At 58.1% G+C, this 17,828-nt stretch carries 12 protein-coding genes and 1 CRISPR repeat array (1 of these 13 only partly in view); all 12 genes read left to right on the top strand.

The features are described 5' to 3' along the window. A CRISPR array of direct repeats spans nucleotides 1-155; the repeat unit is 30 nt; unit sequence CTTTGACCGTAACAGATGATGTATTGAAAT; it reaches 798 nt to the left of the window's first position. Nucleotides 156-872: 717 nt separating this feature from the next. The 12 genes from V3851_RS10650 to V3851_RS10595 all read left to right on the top strand — a co-directional run bounded on the left by V3851_RS10650 (nucleotide 873) and on the right by V3851_RS10595 (nucleotide 17,798). Beyond that, the gene (locus V3851_RS10650) at nucleotides 873-2,654 is read left to right on the top strand and encodes an ABC transporter ATP-binding protein (protein WP_331846512.1); all 1,782 of its coding nucleotides are present in this window, start codon (nucleotides 873-875) and stop codon (nucleotides 2,652-2,654) included. Continuing rightward, a complete protein-coding gene (locus tag V3851_RS10645; RefSeq protein WP_331846511.1) occupies nucleotides 2,635-4,479 on the top strand; it encodes an ABC transporter ATP-binding protein in 1,845 nt (614 codons plus the stop codon). Before V3851_RS10650 ends, V3851_RS10645 begins: the two co-directional genes overlap by 20 nt. A gap of 52 nt (nucleotides 4,480-4,531) precedes the next feature. Beyond that, on the top strand, nucleotides 4,532-5,251 hold the full coding sequence (locus tag V3851_RS10640) for an AAA family ATPase (protein WP_331846702.1): 720 nt from the start codon (nucleotides 4,532-4,534) through the stop codon (nucleotides 5,249-5,251). A 14-nt stretch (nucleotides 5,252-5,265) separates the two neighbouring features. Next, nucleotides 5,266-5,712 (top strand): hypothetical protein, encoded by a 447-nt coding sequence (locus V3851_RS10635; protein ID WP_331846510.1) that lies wholly within the window; start codon nucleotides 5,266-5,268, stop codon nucleotides 5,710-5,712. Nucleotides 5,713-5,883: 171 nt separating this feature from the next. Further along, nucleotides 5,884-6,657, top strand: a complete 774-nt coding sequence (locus V3851_RS10630) for a class I SAM-dependent methyltransferase (protein ID WP_331846509.1) — start codon at nucleotides 5,884-5,886, stop codon at nucleotides 6,655-6,657. Nucleotides 6,658-6,698: 41 nt separating this feature from the next. Next, nucleotides 6,699-7,874 (top strand): DUF4272 domain-containing protein, encoded by a 1,176-nt coding sequence (locus tag V3851_RS10625; protein WP_331846508.1) that lies wholly within the window; start codon nucleotides 6,699-6,701, stop codon nucleotides 7,872-7,874. Nucleotides 7,875-8,466: 592 nt separating this feature from the next. Then, complete coding sequence (locus V3851_RS10620) at nucleotides 8,467-9,780, top strand: extracellular solute-binding protein (protein ID WP_331846701.1); 1,314 nt, start codon at nucleotides 8,467-8,469, stop codon at nucleotides 9,778-9,780. A 59-nt stretch (nucleotides 9,781-9,839) separates the two neighbouring features. Then, nucleotides 9,840-10,718, top strand: coding sequence for a carbohydrate ABC transporter permease (locus V3851_RS10615; protein WP_331846507.1), 879 nt, complete (start codon nucleotides 9,840-9,842; stop codon nucleotides 10,716-10,718). Nucleotides 10,719-10,739: 21 nt separating this feature from the next. Continuing rightward, nucleotides 10,740-11,618 carry a carbohydrate ABC transporter permease gene (locus V3851_RS10610; protein ID WP_331846506.1) on the top strand — a complete coding sequence of 293 codons (879 nt, stop codon included), beginning with the start codon at nucleotides 10,740-10,742 and terminating at the stop codon, nucleotides 11,616-11,618. A 16-nt stretch (nucleotides 11,619-11,634) separates the two neighbouring features. Further along, the gene (locus V3851_RS10605; RefSeq protein ID WP_331846505.1) at nucleotides 11,635-13,428 is read left to right on the top strand and encodes a cache domain-containing sensor histidine kinase; all 1,794 of its coding nucleotides are present in this window, start codon (nucleotides 11,635-11,637) and stop codon (nucleotides 13,426-13,428) included. Continuing rightward, on the top strand, nucleotides 13,406-15,001 hold the full coding sequence (locus V3851_RS10600; RefSeq protein WP_331846504.1) for a helix-turn-helix domain-containing protein: 1,596 nt from the start codon (nucleotides 13,406-13,408) through the stop codon (nucleotides 14,999-15,001). The genes V3851_RS10605 and V3851_RS10600 overlap by 23 nt, the downstream gene beginning before the upstream one ends. Nucleotides 15,002-15,209: 208 nt before the next feature. After that, nucleotides 15,210-17,798: a beta-mannosidase gene (locus V3851_RS10595; protein WP_331846503.1), complete on the top strand. Its 2,589-nt coding sequence runs from the start codon at nucleotides 15,210-15,212 to the stop codon at nucleotides 17,796-17,798. Nucleotides 17,799-17,828: the final 30 nt, after the last annotated feature.

The following is a 17,828-nucleotide window of genomic DNA, read 5'->3' as shown; positions in this document are numbered from 1 at the left end:
CCGTAACAGATGATGTATTGAAATATATATCAAGGAAACCGGCTTAACAATCCATCAGACTTTGACCGTAACAGATGATGTATTGAAATAAGCACAGCAGCGGGCGGTCCGGCAGATTAGACCCGCTTTGACCGTAACAGATGATGTATTGAAATGTAAGTTATTTCAGCCGTTCAGGCGTTCCAGATTCCCCTTTGACCGTAACAGTTATCCTTCTTAAACATTCGAACCAACGCGACGATCGACCTTTGACGTAACAGATGATGTATTGAAATCCGTGGTGTGTCTACTACCGCACGATTCACACTGCTTTGACCGTAACGGATGATGTATTGAAATTCGTTCAGCCTGCCGGTAGTGCCGGTGGGGCCGACCCTTTGACCGTAACAGATGATGTATTGAAATCGATTACCCGCCTATGGTTTGTCTTAGTGCTGAGCTTTGACCTTAACAGATGATGTATTGAAATCCTTGCGCTTCAGGCGTCCATCGCACTGCCCCCGGCTTTGACCGTAACAGGTGATGTATTGAAATCACTTAATCATGACCTCACAGACGCCGCCAGAGCGTCTTTGACCGTAACAGATGAATGATGTATTGAAATCTGCGAGTATAGACCTTTTCCCGAGATCGGCTTTCTTTTTGACCGTTATTAAAGAAACAATGAATATGTTTTAAAATAAACAAACACTGTATACCCATTCCCTCGTAAAGCCTTACATATCCATTCCCATCTGTTCTATAATAGAACAATATGGTTTCCAAACGTTTACATAGTATCCATGGGTCTGCCGTAGTCATAGAAAGGCCGTGGGCTTGAGCGGAGTGTGTGAAGTCCTCGGCCCTGGGCGGGTGCAACAGGAGGGATGTTCATGACGCTTATTTTTTCATTTCTAAAAAAATACCGCGTCGCCGCGGTTTCGGCATTTTGCATGATGCTGATCGAGCTGGCGGTGGAGCTGGTTCAACCGCTGTTGATTTCAAAAATTATCGATGACGGCATTCGGGAGCAGCGGCTGTCCGTCGTCTGGGGCTGGGGCGGTGTACTGCTCGGGAGCGCGGTGGTGGCGTTCGCCGCGGGGCTGTCGAGCTCTTTTTTTGCTTCACATGCGAGCCAGGGGTTCGGATATGATTTGCGGGACAGGCTGTATGAGAAAGTACAGAGGTTCTCGTATCCCGTATTCAGCCGGTTTGCGTCATCGTCGCTCATTACAAGGTTGACGGCGGATATTACCCAGCTGCAGGATATGGTGTTTATGAGCCTGCGCTTTGCCACCCGCGTCCCGCTTGTGGTGCTCGGCAGCATTATTATGGCGCTGGTGGTGCACGCCAAGCTGGGGCTGATGCTCACGGTGCTGGTTCCCGTCTTGCTGGTTTTCGTCTTCTGGATGATCCGCATGACGTCGGCCCGTTTCCGCGCTGTCCAACGCCGCCTGGATCAATTGAACGGAATCATTCAGGAAAATTTGACGGGCATGCGTCTGATTCGCGTGTTCGTGCGCCGCGAGCATGAGAACGGGCGCTTTGCCGAGCGCAGCAAGGCGCTGATGAGCGGCACGGTGTCGGCGCTGCGGCTGGCGGAAACGACGATGCCGTTCGCGCTGCTGATCATGAACGCGGGAATTATCGCCGTTCTTTGGTTCGGCCGCCTGGACATCGCCGCCGGAAGCGCGACGGTCGGGCAAGTGGTCGCGGTGGCGAACTATTCGCTGCGGACGATCGGCGCCCTGTCGGCCCTGTCCTGGATCATGACCTCGTATTCCCGGGCCGCGGCTTCGGCACAGCGAGTCGGCGAAGTGCTGGAGACGGAAGATACCTACTCTGAAGGTGGGGACGCCGCCGGTAAAGCCAAACCCGAAAAGGCAGGACTCAAGGACGCTCGCGATATTGGAACGAACCTTTCGGGCCATGTCGAGTTCTCCGGCGTCGGCTTCTCTTATCCCGACAGCGACCTGAAGGTGCTGGAGGATATTTCGTTTCGCGTCCGGCCGGGTCAGCGCGTGGCGATTATGGGCGCGACCGGGTCGGGCAAATCGTCGCTCGTCCAGCTGATTCTGCGTTTGCAGGAGCCGACGGGCGGCACGCTCCGCATCGACGGCACCGACATCCGCGAGCTGGAGAGCTCCCGCCTGCGGGGGAATATCGGCTACGTACCGCAGGAGGTCACGCTGTTCTCCGGCACGGTGCGGGACAACATCGCCTGGGGACGCGAGGACGCGACGCAGGAGCAGATCGAGGAGGCGGCGCGGCAGGCGCAAATTCACGCCACGATTGAATCGCTGCCGCACGGCTACGACACGATGCTGGGTCAGCGGGGCATCAACCTGTCCGGCGGCCAGAAGCAGCGGCTGTCGATCGCCCGGGCGCTGGTGCGGAAGCCGTCCATCCTCATTCTGGACGACAGCACGAGCGCGCTCGATACGCGGACGGAAGCCGCGCTGCTGCAGGCGCTGGACGGCATGTCCTGTACGACCTTCCTGATCACGCAAAAGATCAGCGCGACCGCTTCGGCCGACCTCATCCTGCTGTTGGACGAGGGGCGGCTGATCGGCTGCGGGAAGCATGACGAGCTTATGGCGGCCTCGCCGCTCTATCGGCGGATTGTCGAATCGCAGCAAAGGGAGGAAAGCAGCCATGTTCAAGGCATTTCTTGAGCCGTTCCGCCATCCGTACCCCGAGTGGGTAATCAAGCAAGGTGCGGGAGCCGGGGGCAAGAAGAAAGCCCGGGCGAAGAACTGGTCGGGCACGCTGGGACGGCTGTGGCATTACCTGGCAAAGCGTAAGGCCAAGCTGACCCTGGTGCTGCTGATGGTCGTATTCAGCTCCGCGCTGGCGCTGCTCGGCCCTTATCTGCTGGGCGTGGCAATCGACAATTATCTCGAGGGGGCGGGCGGACGCCCTTGGGTGCTGTTCTTGACCGGATTGGGGCTTGCCTATGCCGGCTCGTCGCTCACGAGCTGGCTGCAGAACATCTGGATGATCGAGATCGCCCAGGAGACGGTGTACCGCCTGCGGTACGATCTGTTCGCGAAGCTGCACCGGCTGCCCATACCGTTTTACGGCAAAAGACAGCAGGGCGAGATCATGAGCCGGGTGACGAACGATATCGAAAATGTCAGCTCGACCTTGAACAGCTCGGCGATCCAGATTTTTTCCAGCGTTCTGACGCTGGTCGGTACGGTGACCGTCATGCTGCTGCTCAGCCCGCTGCTGACGCTGCTGACCTTCCTCGTCGTGCCGCTGATGGCGCTCGGCATGCGCTGGATTACCCGGCGGACGGGGCCGCTCTACAAGCAGCGGCAGCGGGATCTCGGCAATCTGAACGGCTATGTTGAGGAGACGTTGTCCGGGCAGCGGATCATTAAAGCCTTCTCCCAAGAAGAGCGGGTCCTCCGTGAATTCCGGGAACGCAATGCGGCGATCCGGCAATCGGGATTTTGGGCCCAGACGATCTCAGGTTTCATCCCGAAGCTGATGAACGCGCTCAACAACCTCAGCTTCGCGCTCGTCGCCGGGATCGGCGGCGTGCTCGCCATCCGCGGTACGGTGACCGTCGGCGTAATCATTGTATTTGTCGAGTACGCGAGACAGTTCACGCGGCCTTTGAACGATCTGGCGAACCAGTGGAATACGCTGCTGTCGGCTTTGGCCGGGGCGGAGCGGGTGTTCGAGGTGCTGGACGAGGAGGAGGAGTCCGGGGACGAGCGGGCGGCGGTGGAGATTGAGCGGGTGAGCGGCGCGGTGACGTTCGAGGAGGTCTCTTTTTCCTATGAAAAAGAGGGTGAAGGCGACACGCTGGAGCGGATTAGCTTCACGGCCGAGCCGGGCGAAATGATCGCGCTGGTCGGGCCGACCGGGGCCGGCAAAACCACGCTGATTCAACTGCTGTCCCGGTTCTACGACCCGGATAGCGGCACCATTACGCTCGACGGCCGCGACATTACGGGGATCACGCGCGACAGCCTGCGCGGCCATATGGCCTTCGTGCTGCAGGACTCATTCCTGTTCCAGGGCTCGATCCGGGACAATATCCGCTTCGGCCGGCTGGACGCCAGCGATGCCGAAGTGGAGGAAGCGGCGAAGCTGGCGAACGCCCATTCGTTCATCATGCGCCTAAAGGACGGCTACGATAAGCAGCTCGGCGTGAACGGGGACGGCATCAGCCAGGGACAGAAGCAGCTGCTCGCGATCGCCCGGGCGATTCTGGCGAACCCTTCGATCCTTGTACTGGACGAGGCGACGAGCAGCATCGACACCGTGACCGAGATCAAGATCCAGGAGGGCTTGCAGCGGCTTATGCAGGGGCGGACGAGCTTTGTCATCGCCCACCGGCTGAATACGATCCGCCAGGCGGACAACATTTTGGTGCTCCGCGAGGGCAGGCTGGTCGAGCAGGGCGATCATGAAACGCTGCTGAAGCGGGGCGGTTTTTACAGCGAGCTGTACCAGGGCCGGTTTGAAGATACGGAAGCCGATTAAGGAAGGGGGAAAACGGGTGGATATATACGATGTGCAGCCTTTTTTGCGGAGTATGGTCCTGCTCAGGGAGGAGGTTCCTTCCTTCTCCCGGTATCCTTTTGCGCTGCCTGCGGTAGCCTCGCTGGAGAAGCTGGACCTGCATCCGAAGGTGACCTATATCGTCGGCGAGAACGGCATGGGCAAATCCACGCTGCTGGAGGCGGTCGCGGTGGCCCTCGGCTTTAACCCGGAAGGCGGGACGCTGAATTTCACTTTTTCCACGGCGGCAACCCACTCGGAATTGTACAGGTACATACGGCCGGTAAGGGGGGCGCGCAAACCCAGGGACGGATTCTTCTTCCGGGCGGAAAGCTATTACAATCTGGCTACGGCGATCGACGAGCTGGACCGAGAGCCGGGCTTTACTCCTCCAATCATCGAATCCTATGGCGGAAAATCTCTGCATATGATGTCGCACGGGGAATCTTTTTTCGCGGCGTTTATGAACCGGTTCGGCGGACACGGCCTGTATATTATGGACGAACCGGAGGCGGCGCTGTCCCCGTTCCGGCAAATGGCGATGCTGGCGCAGATTCATGAGCTGGTGGGCAAGCGCTCGCAGTTTATTATTTCAACGCATTCGCCGATTCTGATGGCTTATCCGGACAGCTTGATCTATCAGCTGACCCCGGAAGGGGTACGCAAGGTTGATCTGGAGGAGACGGACCATTACGTCATTATGAAGGAATTCGTGAACAACCGTGAGAAAATGCTGCGGGAGCTGCTGGAGTAGAAGGGGGGCGGGTTATGAAGGAGTGGGGCAATGCAGTAAAACCGATGAAGATTGCCATGGTATTCCTTGTCGGTACGGTGCTGGCGGTGTTCCTTGTCCTTGCCGGATGCGGCAAGCCGGCGGAACCGGAACCCGAGCCCACGGTCAAAAAGCTCTATGAGCTGTACCCCGGCGATATCGGCAAGGCCGACTACGCGGAAATCCGCAGCGGCTCGACCGGCCGGCTTGTTAAGATTTCCGACCAGGCGGTCATTCGCAGCTGGATTAACGAGATCCGCGATTTTGACATTGTACCGGACCCGAACCAGGAAGACCGCACGGGTTATCTCTATGCCGTAAGTTTGTACGAGAACGATGAGGCCAAGCTGTCGTTCACGACGAGCAGCATTGGAGGATACTATTATATTTTTAATGAGGATTTAAAGGAAAAAATAGAAGCTTTATTCAATAGCGCGAGGTGAACATGCAGCATGTTGCTCAACAAAATGAAGGCGATCAAATGCGGTATCTGCCCGGTGCAGTTGCATTTTACTGATAACCGAATGTACCGGGCTTAAAAGAAGGCGTTATCAGGCAGCTGCACCTTGCTCCGCTTTTATGGTTTTCAAAAAAAGTGAGAGGGGTACAGACCGATGAATCTGAAAGAGTTGAGAGATTACTGGAAGTCCGAGGAAGAGAAAGGTTTTCAAGGGTGGGATTTTTCTTATATATCCGGTCGGATGAAGGAACAGGAGCTTCCGTGGGATTATGCGCAATATGTGAAAGAGCTTATGGCGGCGAACCGCTCGGCGGTCATGCTGGACATGGGGACCGGCGGGGGAGAATTTCTGCTTTCGCTTGCGCCGCCCCCCGGCAGGACCTTTGCGACGGAGGCTTATCTTCCCAATTATGAGCTATGCCGGGCAAAATTGCCGCCTTACGGGATTGAAGTAAAGCTGGTGGAGCACGACGATGATCTGCCGTTTGGGGATGAATTTTTTGATCTGGTGATTAACCGCCATGAATCCTTCTCGACACAGGAAGTGTACCGGATTTTGAAGCCGGGCGGTGTGTTTGTGACACAGCAGGTCGGCGGGATGAACAACCGGGAGCTGTCGCGGTTTTTGCTCGGCGATGCCGGTATGGAGACCGATGCCGGGTTTAATCTTTCCCAAACCGCTGCGGAATTGGAGCAGGCTGGATTTACCGTCCTGGAGCAAGAAGAGTTTTTTCCCGAACAGCGATTCTTTGATATGGGCGCGCTGGTGTATTTCGCGAAAATTCTCGAGTGGGAGTTCTCCGGTTTCTCCGTGGACCGGTGTTTCGAGCGGCTTTGCAAGCTGCAGGAGAAAGTTGAACGAACCGGCTTTATTACAAGTACGGAACACCGCTTTTTTATTTTAGCGCGTAAATCATTGACATCATGAATTAATCAAACCGTATAACGATTGGAGAGGGGGAATCCGGCTTGCCGTATTTCACGATCTTTGCATCGCTGAACGATATCTCAGGCGTCGGGAATTGGATTCAGGAGGTTTTCGGGAATGGATTTAAGCTGACCGGGACGCCGGAGGAAACGGTGATCCAGCCCAAGGGATGGTTTGTCAGGAACAAAATCACGATCCGGGTATCCTCCGAGGATACGAATCCCGATTATTTCGACAACAATATTCCGGGGATGATGGGATTTTACCAGAGCATTCCGTTTGAAGACGAGGAGCTGCAATATAAGGTCCTGACTCAGATTTCGGTGATCAATACGATGTTGGCCATCGAGACGGAAAAGGAATACGGTCCGGATTATTCAAAACTCTTTGTTGAATTGGCCGGAAAGGCGCACGGCATCTGTTTTATGCCCGACGGTACGCTGCTTGACCGGGAAGGGAAGGTGATCGTTACCCCGGACGGCAAGTCGGGGGCCTCCGATTTCCGGCCTTATGCCTGTACCCGCAAGATCCGGGGCGAGGACTTTTCGACGGAAGAGGGGTTGGCGCGGAAACAAAGGACGATCTCCTATTTGAAAGAGAAGCAAATTCCTTATCTCGAAACTTTACCCGAGCTGCCGCCGTTGAATGAGCTTGCGGTGAAGTCCCGGGAGGAGATCGCCAGGAGAGCGGTCGCGCTGCTGATCGTCATTCAATATGCCTGCGATGCGGAGCAAGAGGAGGATTTGGGGGAATCCCGCGCGTTTGTGAAAGGCATGCTGAAGAAATTCGGCGTGTCGGACGAATTGACCGGGTTCGAGTCGGATTTGCTGGAGGCGGCCGAGCCGGATCGTCAAGCCGCCGTCAACCTCGTCTGGCAGTACGAGGCGTACTGGGCCCTACTGTGGGCGCTAGGCCTACTGGAAACGCTGGATTTCCCCAATCGGACCTGCGATTGCGATTTCGCGATCAAGACCGTTTCAAGCTGCCGTTCGTTTGCCGAGTTTCTGGACAAAACGGCGATGCGTCGTCCGGAACATATTTTGGATGAGGCGGATAAAATCTACCGCTTGCACTGGGCCTGCGTCAACGCGCGGATTCAGGGGCAGCCGGCCCCGGCCGGCCTGAACGAGAGCGTCGTTATGGAGCGGCGCCGGGCGCTGTTCTGGATGCTTGGGCACCGGGATGAAGCGTGGGACGATATAAGTATGGACACGTAGATGCGCAGCCCGGCACGGCTTGGTTTGCACGGGACTACAATCTAGACTGTGATTGAGACAACAATCGCCGTAACTGCAACAGTAGCTGTGATCTAGACTGCAATAGCGACTGTAGTCTAGAATGCAAGGGCAGCTGGAGTCTAGGATGCAAAGTAACTGTAATCCGAACTGCAATCTTGACTGGTCATGATTATAATAACTGGAAAACATGCAGCTAATTTGCGCCAATTGGACTTTATCGATAAATTAGATGGAAAACCTCCCGTTAATTTGATGAGTATCAGGCTCATGAGCGAAATTGCTCCGAATTAACTGGAGGTTTTCCCGTTATTTTCGTCGCAACGGAGGAATGTTGAAATTTAACTGGAGGAAATCCAGTTATTTTGCTCCTTTATAAGTTTGTCCGCAGTCCACCGTGATGATTGGGCGGCAATACGCTGAAGCAGCAGTTTCGGAGGTAGACCTGAAACTACATCCGATATTTTTCCCCCTATGAGCCGCGGTTCGTCTCCTTACGGTCCGGCCCGATTCTTTATAGAATGAAATCAATCCAACGAATGAAACGATTAAAAGGGGGATGAACCGCATGCGCATGAATAAATGGATTTCGATGCTGTGCGCCGTATCGCTGCTGGCGCTGCTCTTAGCAGGCTGCGGCGGGAACGGGGCCGATGAAAAAAACGGCGGTAACGGGGATAAGGTCAGCATCACGATTTGGCATAACTGGACGGGTCAGGACGCCAAGGCGGTGGCTATGCGACAGATCATCGAGGACTTCCAGGCGGACAATCCGGACATCGAGGTCATCGACGAAGGCATTCCGACGGACGGACTGAAGACGCGGCTTCGCACCGTGGCCGCGGCCGACGAAATGCCCGATCTGTTTGTCATGTGGCCGGATGCCATGACCAAAGAATTCGTTAAAGGCGGCCTGCTTCAGCCGATCAACGACGAGCTGGACGCCAAGCCGGAGTGGAAAAACAATTTTATTCCGAATGCGCTGGACGGGTATACGGTTGACGGCAATATTTATTCCGTGCCGATGAATCTGGCGCCAAGCTCTTTTATTTACTATAACGACGCTTTGTTCAAGGAGCATGGTGTAAAAGTGCCGGAAACCTGGGAGGAGCTGGAGGCAGCGGTTCAGACGTTCAAGGAAAAGAACGTGATCCCGATCGTGCTCGGGAACAAAGCGAACTGGGTGGCTCAGTCCACGCTGTTCAGCACGCTGGCCGACCGGATTACGGGGACGGACTGGTTCCTGAAGACGGTGGAGCAGGACGGAGCGAAATTCACCGATCCCGAATTCGTGGAAGCGCTGACAAAGCTGAAGCAGCTCGGCGAACTGGGCGCCTTCCAGGAAGGCTTCAACAGCATTGATGAGACTCAGATGATGCAGCTGTACTTTCAGGGGAAAGCGGCGATGGTCATCAACGGCGGCTGGGCGCTGGCGAATCTGGTCAACAACGCGCCGCCCGAGGTGCTGGATAATACGCACATCACGATCCTGCCCGCGATCGAAGGAGGCAAGGGGGATCCCGGAACAACCGCGGGCGTCGTGGGCACCGGTCTCGGCGTCAGCAAAAAGCTGACCGGCAGCAAAAAAGAAGCAGCCATGAAGCTGTTCTACGAAATGGCAGGTCCGGATGGACAGAAGGCCACCCTGAACAGCAGCACGCTGGTAAGCTACAATATCGAACTGGATAAAAGCCAGGCGCACCCGCTGTTCGTGGAGCTGTACGATCTGATGCAGGAGGTAAAAATTACGCCGGTGTATGATTCGAAGCTGGGTTCCGCGGTGGTCGAAGTCGTCAATAACGGACTTCAGGAGCTGCTGGACGGAGGCAAGCCGGAGGACATTGCCAAGAAAATTCAGGACGCCCAGGCGGCGGCCGTCGCGAATTGAATGAACGCCCCTTCCCTTTAAGGGGAGGGGCGACTTATTTAGAGAGGGAGTGAGTTGCCGTGAACGCGCTGCGCAGCCGCCGTTTCATTTGGATGGGCCTCGGCCCCACCCTGATATTGTATGCCTTGTTTGTCTTCGTGCCGGTGATTTGGTCCGCCTACTACGGCTTCTTTAACTGGTCCGGCATCGGGGAGGCCAAATATATCGGACTCGGCAATTACGCCGAAATCCTGAGGGATCCCGTCTTTTGGCGGGCCTTGAAAAACAATGTCATTTTCGTTGCGGCCTCGGTATTCGGCCAGGTGCCGATCGCGCTGGTACTGGCAGTGCTGCTGCACAAAAGCAACATGCTGCAGCGGTTCCTCAGATCGGCGATCTTCCTGCCGATGGTGCTGTCAACCGTGGTCATCGGCATGATCTGGCAATATATATACCACCCGCAGATCGGAATCCTCAATTTCCTGCTGGATGCGCTCGGGCTCGGAAGCTGGAAACTGGAATGGCTGTCGGATCGCGGCATTGCGATTTATTCGCTGATTCCGCCGCTGATCTGGAGTTACGTAGGACTTTATTTGATCATTTTCATGTCGGCTCTCCAAAATATTCCCGGGGAAATACACGATGCGGCAAAAATCGACGGGGCCAGCGGCGGGCGCAAGCTGGTATCCATCCTGCTGCCGATGATCAAGAACACGGTTCAGGTCGCCGTCATTCTGTGCATCTCGGGCAGCCTGAAGTCGTTCGACCTGGTCTACATCATGACCAAGGGCGGCCCTGCCCATGCGAGCGAGCTGCTGGCCACCTATATGTATAATTCGACCTTTACTACTTACCGGTACGGGTTCGGCAGCGCGATTTCCACGACAATCATGCTGATCAGCCTGCTGTTGATCGGAACGAGCCAATGGCTTACCTCGCGCAAAAAAGACGCATCCTGAGGAGAAGGAGGAGACGAATCCATGAACATATCAACGCCGGCAGCCCTGCGAACGGATGGGGATGGTCCCCGGTTCTCCCTCAGACGGCTGGGGAGAATTATTTTTTGGACGGTCCTGACGCTCTATGGTATTTTAACCTTATATCCGTTTCTTTGGCTGCTCATCAGTTCCTTCAAGACCAATGCCGACTTTTACAATCGGCCCTTCGGGCTGCCCGAAACATGGCACGCGGACAATTTCTCGCGGGCTTGGGACAGCTCCCGGCTCGGGACCGCCTTCGGCAATTCGCTGATCGTGACGCTGGGCTCGCTGCTCCTGACGCTTTTTGTGGCAGCGCTATCATCGTTCATTCTGGCCCGGTTTCAGTTCCGCGGAAAAGGGGGGATTCTCGCCTTCTTTGTGGTGGGAATGCTGATTCCCATTCACAGCACGCTGGTGCCGCTGTTTATTCTAATGAAGCAGATGTCGATGCTGAATACCTACTGGGCCCTGATTCTACCTTATACGGCGTTTGCCTTGCCTACGGCAATCTTCATTTTGACGGCGTATCTCACTAGTATTCCGAAGGAGCTGGAGGAGGCCGCTTTCATTGACGGTACCGGGCTATGGGGATTATTTTTCCGGATCATGCTTCCGGTTTCCCTGCCTGCGCTTTCCACGGTAACGATCCTCAGCTTCTTGCATGCCTGGAATGACTTTTCGTTTGCCCTTGTATTTATCAATAAGACCGGATTAAAAACGCTGCCGCTGGCGATCGCCAATTTCGCCGACGGCTACCAGACCGATTACGGCTTGACGCTGGCCGCCATGACCTTGTCCGTCATTCCGACGATTATACTGTATCTGCTGTTCCAGGAACAGATGATGAAGGGGATGACGGCCGGCGCAGTCAAGGGTTAGAGAGGGGGATTGCATCTTGCGGGGATGGCTGGCTTCTTCACTGCAGCGGAAGCTGTCGGTGGTTATCGCCGGATCAATGATCGTACCGCTTTTGGCGCTCGGCTTGTTTGCGTTTATGTTTTCGTCCCGGGTGACCGAGGAGAAGACGAAGCTGACGGGGAGCGACATGCTGGAGCAGATGGATGCCAATCTTCGCTTTATACTGGAGGACGCCGAGACGCTGTCCTTATTCCTGATCGGCGAACGGGATATTCAAAGCTATTTGGCCCGGTTCGAGGATCGGAATGCGGACCGGACCGAGATCATCGGTCGGATGACGAATCTCGCGGCGTCCAAATCCTACATTGCCAACATCGCCATTTACCCCGATCGCTTCGGCCCGCCGCTGATGACGGCCGCCTGGTTCGAAGGGGAGATTCCGATCCCGTCGGAACTATCGCCGGGAGGCGGGAAAGCCTGGTCGGGCGTATACCCGATTCAAAATTACAGCGGAGTGCAAAATGTCATCACCCTGGTGAGGCCGATCCGCAGCGTCTACAATTTTCAGCATCTAGGCTGGCTTGCGATCAGCCTCGACGAGGAAGAACTGTCCCGGAACTGGTCCCATCCCGACTTTGGTCAGGGCTCGGAAACGGCGGAGCTCGTCAGCGGGCAGGGGACGATCTTGTCCTCGCCGGACAAGTCGAGATTGGGACGGCCATTGGAGGGATTCGCTCCCGGCCTGCTGCCGCGGATTTCGGAGCAGCCGGACTCGGCGGGAAGCGTTCTGTACGGGGAAGGGGACAGCAAGGTCACGGTGCTTTTCCATCGGGAACCGCTGACCGGTTGGATGCTGGTCGGCACCGTGCCGTACGAGCGGTATCGCGAACAAAACCGCTACATCCTGTTCCTGACGGGAGCGGCGGTGGCGGTTTCCGTGGCCATTAGCGCTTCTCTGGTCTGGTTCACCGTCCGCCGGATCACGCGCCCTTTGGCGGTGCTGACCCGGCATCTGTCCAGAATCGACCCCGAACGGCCGCTGCCGAGGTTCCCGACGGCCGGCAAGGAGGACGAGATCGGCAGGCTCGGCCGGAGCTACAACCTGCTGGGAGCCCATATCGAGCGGCTCAAGCAGGAGGTCGTCCGCGGCGAAGCCCGCAAGAAGGAGGCGGATTTGCGTGCGCTTCAGGCGCAGATCAATCCGCATTTTTTGTACAACACGCTGTCTTCGATCCATTGGATCGCCCTGATGTCGGAGGAGAAGCGGATCGCCGATATGGTCGAAGGGTTGAGCGATTTTTTGCGGATCAGTCTGAACCAGGGGAAGGAATTTTGCCCGGTCGGCCAGGAGCTTGAGCATATCCGCAATTATGTACGGGTGCAGTCCATCCGTTTTCCCGGGGAATTTACCGTCGATTACATCGTCGATCCCGCGCTGGAAGAACGGCGGATGCTGAAGCTGCTGCTTCAGCCGCTGGTGGAGAACGCGCTGATACACGGCATTCAGAAAAAAGGCGGACCAGGCACGATTACGGTCCTGATCCAGCCAGAGTCGGAGCGAATGAGATTTACGGTTTTGGATGACGGTGCCGGGATGAGCCCGGAGCGGCTGGCGGAGATCCGGCTGGCCCTGAAGGAAAAGGGGGCCGGGTCGGCATCCGCATCCGCAGGCACGTCGGGCTATGGACTATGCAATGTCAATGAGCGGCTGCTCCTGCATTACGGGCCCGGGGCGATGCTTGAGGTAGACAGCCGAGCGGGAGGCGGTACCCGGGTTTCCTTTTCCATTCCGAGCTTGGAGGTGTCGTATGAATCTGCTGATCGTGGATGACGAGGTCATCATCCGGACCGGGCTCGCCAGTGTGATCGCCTGGAAGGAGCTGGGCTTGACCCTTCTGTCTCCGGCGGCTTCCGCGGAGGAAGCGCTGGAGCGCATACCCGTCGAAAAGCCGCATATTCTGCTCACGGATATCCGCATGAAAGGCAAATCCGGGCTGGAGCTGGCCGAGGAAGCCCGGAAGCTGCTGCCGGGACTGGAGGTTGTCATCCTGTCGGGGTATGACGATTTTGCCTATGCCCAGCAAGCGCTTCGCCAGGGCGTGAGCGATTACCTGCTCAAGACGAGCAAGCCGGAGGACATCATCCGCACCGTTATGCAGGCTAAGCGGAGATGGCTGGAACGGTCGGCCGCGGATTCGCGGGCGGAGCAGGCGGCAAGGGAAGCTGCGGCGAGACGGCTGTACCGGTGGGTGATCGAGGGCGACGTTGCTCCGCCGGAACCGCCTCCGTTCCGGCCGGCCGCGAATTCGGAGGCCGGAACGGAGGCGGAGGTATGGCAGGCGATTATCGTCTCGGCCGAGGGCTGGGGAAGCGCCGGCTCACCGGAGTCGGAATCGCTGCTGCTGTTCGCCGTGCAGAATATCCTCGAGGATCTCATTCCCGGGGCGGCGTTTATTCCGCAAAAGGGACGGATCGTGTGCGCCGCACGGATGAGCGGGGAGCGGGAAGAGCGCCGGCGCATGCTGCGCGGATGGCTGGATTGGGTGGAGCGTCATCTCAAGTGCCGCCTGATTTTGGCGGTGGGAGAGCCCGCGGCAGCGCCGGACCGTCTACACCATAGCTATGTCACCGCCGTCGCGGCCTTCCGGTATCACGGGCTGATGCCCCGCTCCGTATGGGACTGCGGGGATCTCGCACACCGCAGCGGCGGCAAGACGGTGCTCTCCCAGGAGGAGGAAAGCCTGCTGGGCTCCCTGCTGCTGGCGAATGATGCGGTCGGCCTGAAGGCGTGGGCGGTCCGCCTGACCGCCGGGCTGGTGGCCGATCCCGAGTGCACCCTGGAATCGGCCGGGGCTTGCCTGCAGTCGGCCGCCTTGGCCGCCCACCGCTGGCTGGAGCGGACGCTCCGGGCGATCGGCCGGGACGCGGAAGGGGACGGGCTGCGGCCGGAGCCGTGGAGTCCGGAGATGAGCGGACAGCCGGGCCTGGCGGAAGAGCTGTTCGGGCATCTGCATGACATCATGAGCCTGTATCACCGCAGGCTGGGGGACAGTCAGACTTCCCACGTGGAGCGGGCCAAAGCGTATATGGAATCCTGTCCCCCCAAGGACCTCGGCCTTCAGCAGGTGGCCGCACATCTGCATCTGCACCCGGGCCATTTAAGCGAGATTTTCAAGAGGGAAACGGGCGTCACCTTCGTGGACTTCGTGACCGGGCTGCGCATGCGCAAGGCGGAGCAGCTATTGCGGGTGACGCCGGCCCGGATCGCCGAAATCGCCTGGATGGTGGGCTACGAGGACGTAAAATACTTCGGCCGCTTGTTCAAGAAGCATTGCGGCAAAACTCCGAGCGAATATCGCGAAGAGGCGCTGCTTCCGCGAGCGGAGAAAGAGCCGGGCGCTTGAACGGTTTGGCCGGGGAAATTGCGGTGGGAAACTGCGGCTAAAAGGTGCATCGGGAAAGTGTGCGAGAATATACGGCGGGAAGGTGCATCGGGAGGGACTTGACGTCCTCTAGAGATGCAAGATGCGGTGGATACAAGACGGAATAAGTTAGGCGGCTGCGGAGGAAGGATTTATCAGAGGCAAGGCACTTAGGGGAGGCGGAGAAGGTATGGATTTGGCAGGGATATGGAAGCTTCAGCATTTTGATCCGGGGGAGAAATCTCCCATGGAGCTGGCGGACCCGGGATTCGACGACCGGTTCTGGATCGGTGCGGCGGTGCCGGGTGATGTGCACACCGCGCTGATCGAGCGCAGGATCATCGAACCGCCGTATTTCGGCCATAACGACGCCAAATGCCGGTGGGTCGAGGGCAAGGAATGGTGGTACCGGACGACATTTTCGCTGGAGGAGGAACCGGCGCCTTCGGCGGAAGGGGAGCGGCTGGAGCTTATATTTGAGGGACTCGACACCTTTGCGGCGGTATTCGTCAACGGCCATGAAGCGGGCCGAACCGCCAACATGCTGATGTCCCATACGTTCGACGTCACCCGGCTCGTCCGCCGGGGCTGGAATTCGCTGGCGGTCCGGTTCGATCCGCTGCACCTCCATCACCGGGACAAGGAGCGCTTTGAGTGGTCCTCCTATACCAAGGAGCGCCCCTGGCTGAGAAAAGCGGCGATGAATTTCGGCTGGGATTGGGGCCCGCGGATGGTGACCGTCGGCATCTGGGGGCCGGTTCGCCTGGAGCGAAGGAGGGTAGCGCGGCTGGAAGGCCTTTACGCCTGGACGGTCTCGGCGAACGAGGCCGAGGCCGTCATCGGGCTGGAAGCGGAGCTTCGGGCGCTTCGGCCCGGGATCGAAGCGGGGCGGGCGGAACTGGAGGTCCGCCTGCTGGACGACGCCGGCGAAGTGGCAGCGTCCCGGGTGCTGGACTGGCCAAAGGACGAAGGCCGGGCGGGGCTGTGGCGACGAAGCCGGATGTTGACCGCGGAGCTGCGAGTCCCGTCTCCACGGCTGTGGTGGACGCATGACCTGGGCGAGCCTTATTTGTACACCCTGGAGTCGGTGCTTCGCGTCGAAGGCCGGGAAGTGGAGCGGCGCAGCGAGCTTTTCGGCATCCGGACGCTGGAACTGGCACTCCGGGACGAAGCAGGCGGCCGGTCTTTCGCCTTTGTCCTGAACGGGGTCCGACTGTACGCCAAGGGCGCGAACTGGATCCCCGCGGACCATATGATCGGCTCGATTCCGGCTTCCACCTACCGCGAGCTGATCGGCCTCGCCGCCGAAGGGCATATGAATATGCTGCGCGTCTGGGCGGGAGGCATCTACGAGAAGGATGTATTTTTTGACGAATGCGATCGCCGGGGCGTGCTCGTCTGGCAGGATTTCGCTTTCGCCAACGCCCTGTTTCCCGACTTTAACCGGGATTTCATGGAGAACGTACGTCGGGAAGTGGAGGATAATGTCAAGCGGCTGCGCAACCGCGCCTCGCTGGCGCTCTGGTGCGGCAATAATGAAATCGACTGGCTGTATGACATGAAATCGGCGGGCGGTGACATTAAAGGTCCTTTTTTCGGGGAAAGAATCTATCATGAACTGATTCCGGGCGTACTTGAGGAACTCGATCCGGCCCGGCCTTATTGGCCATCTTCTCCCTATGGGGCCGAGGAAGGCTATGACGCCAACGATCCGGGGACCGGGGACCGGCACAACTGGCAGGTGTGGCACGGTTCCGTTTACCCCCGCATGCACGGCGAGCCGCCGCAGCTCGATTACAGCATGGAGGGCGTTACATTCAAAAATTATAAAAAGGATTATGCCCTGTTCAGCAGCGAATTCGGGATGCACGCTTCGGCCAACCGCTATACGCTTGAAAAGTACATCCCTCAAGGCGAGTTTTACTGGGGCAGCGCCGAGATGAGCTACCGCAACAAGGACACGAACCATCGGAAGGGCATCCTGCTGATGGAGAGTTATACGGGCATTCCCCGGGATATCGAGGAATACATGAACTTCTCGATGCTGACGCAGGCGGAAGGTCTGAAATACGGAATCGAGCATTTCCGGCGCAACCGCCGCCGCAACAGCGGCGCGCTGGTCTGGCAGCTCAACGACAGTTGGCCGGGGACGAGCTGGTCCATGATCGATTACGAGCTGCTGCCAAAGGCCTCCTATTACTATGCGAAGACGTTCTTCCACCCGGTGCTGCTGTCGCTGGAGCATGAGCCCGGCGAGCCGCTTCGGGTGTGGGTCGTCAACGACACGCTCGGTACTCTCGCCGGTACGGTCCGGCTGACGGTCCACCCGCTGGCCGGCGGAGCGCCTTGGACGGCTGCCGAGTTCGCGGTGCGGGCGGAGCCCGGGACCGCCGTGGAGCTCGGCAGCGTGGAAGAGGCCGCGGTCTTGAACGGGGCCGAGCCGGGGGACGTGCTGATCGCGCTGTCCGCGGCGGGGTTCGACGCACCCGAGAACCGCGGCTATCTGCGCGATCCGAAGGAGGTGCGGCTGCCGGTGGCGGAGCTGGCGGTACGGGTCGAGGAAGCGGCCGGCACCGTGACGGTCGCCGCAAGCCCGGCGGCAGCGGCCCGGTTCGTCAAGCTGGAGCTGCCGATGGGGCAGGTCCGCTACAGCGACAACTTCTTCGACCTGCTCCCGGGCGAGAGCCGAACGATACGCGTGAGCCGCCCGGCGGACGGCCCGCCTCTGCCCTGGGACGGGCTCCGGGTCAGTGCGCTGAACGGTGGGCCGAAGGGATGACAGCCAGGCCGCCCCTCCACGGTTGAAATC

It is taken from the genome of Paenibacillus haidiansis (assembly GCF_036553665.1).
GTDB classification, from domain to species: Bacteria; Bacillota; Bacilli; order Paenibacillales; family Paenibacillaceae; genus Fontibacillus; species Fontibacillus haidiansis.
Note: the sequence above shows the minus strand (reverse complement) of the source record. Positions and strands in the feature narration are given on the sequence as shown.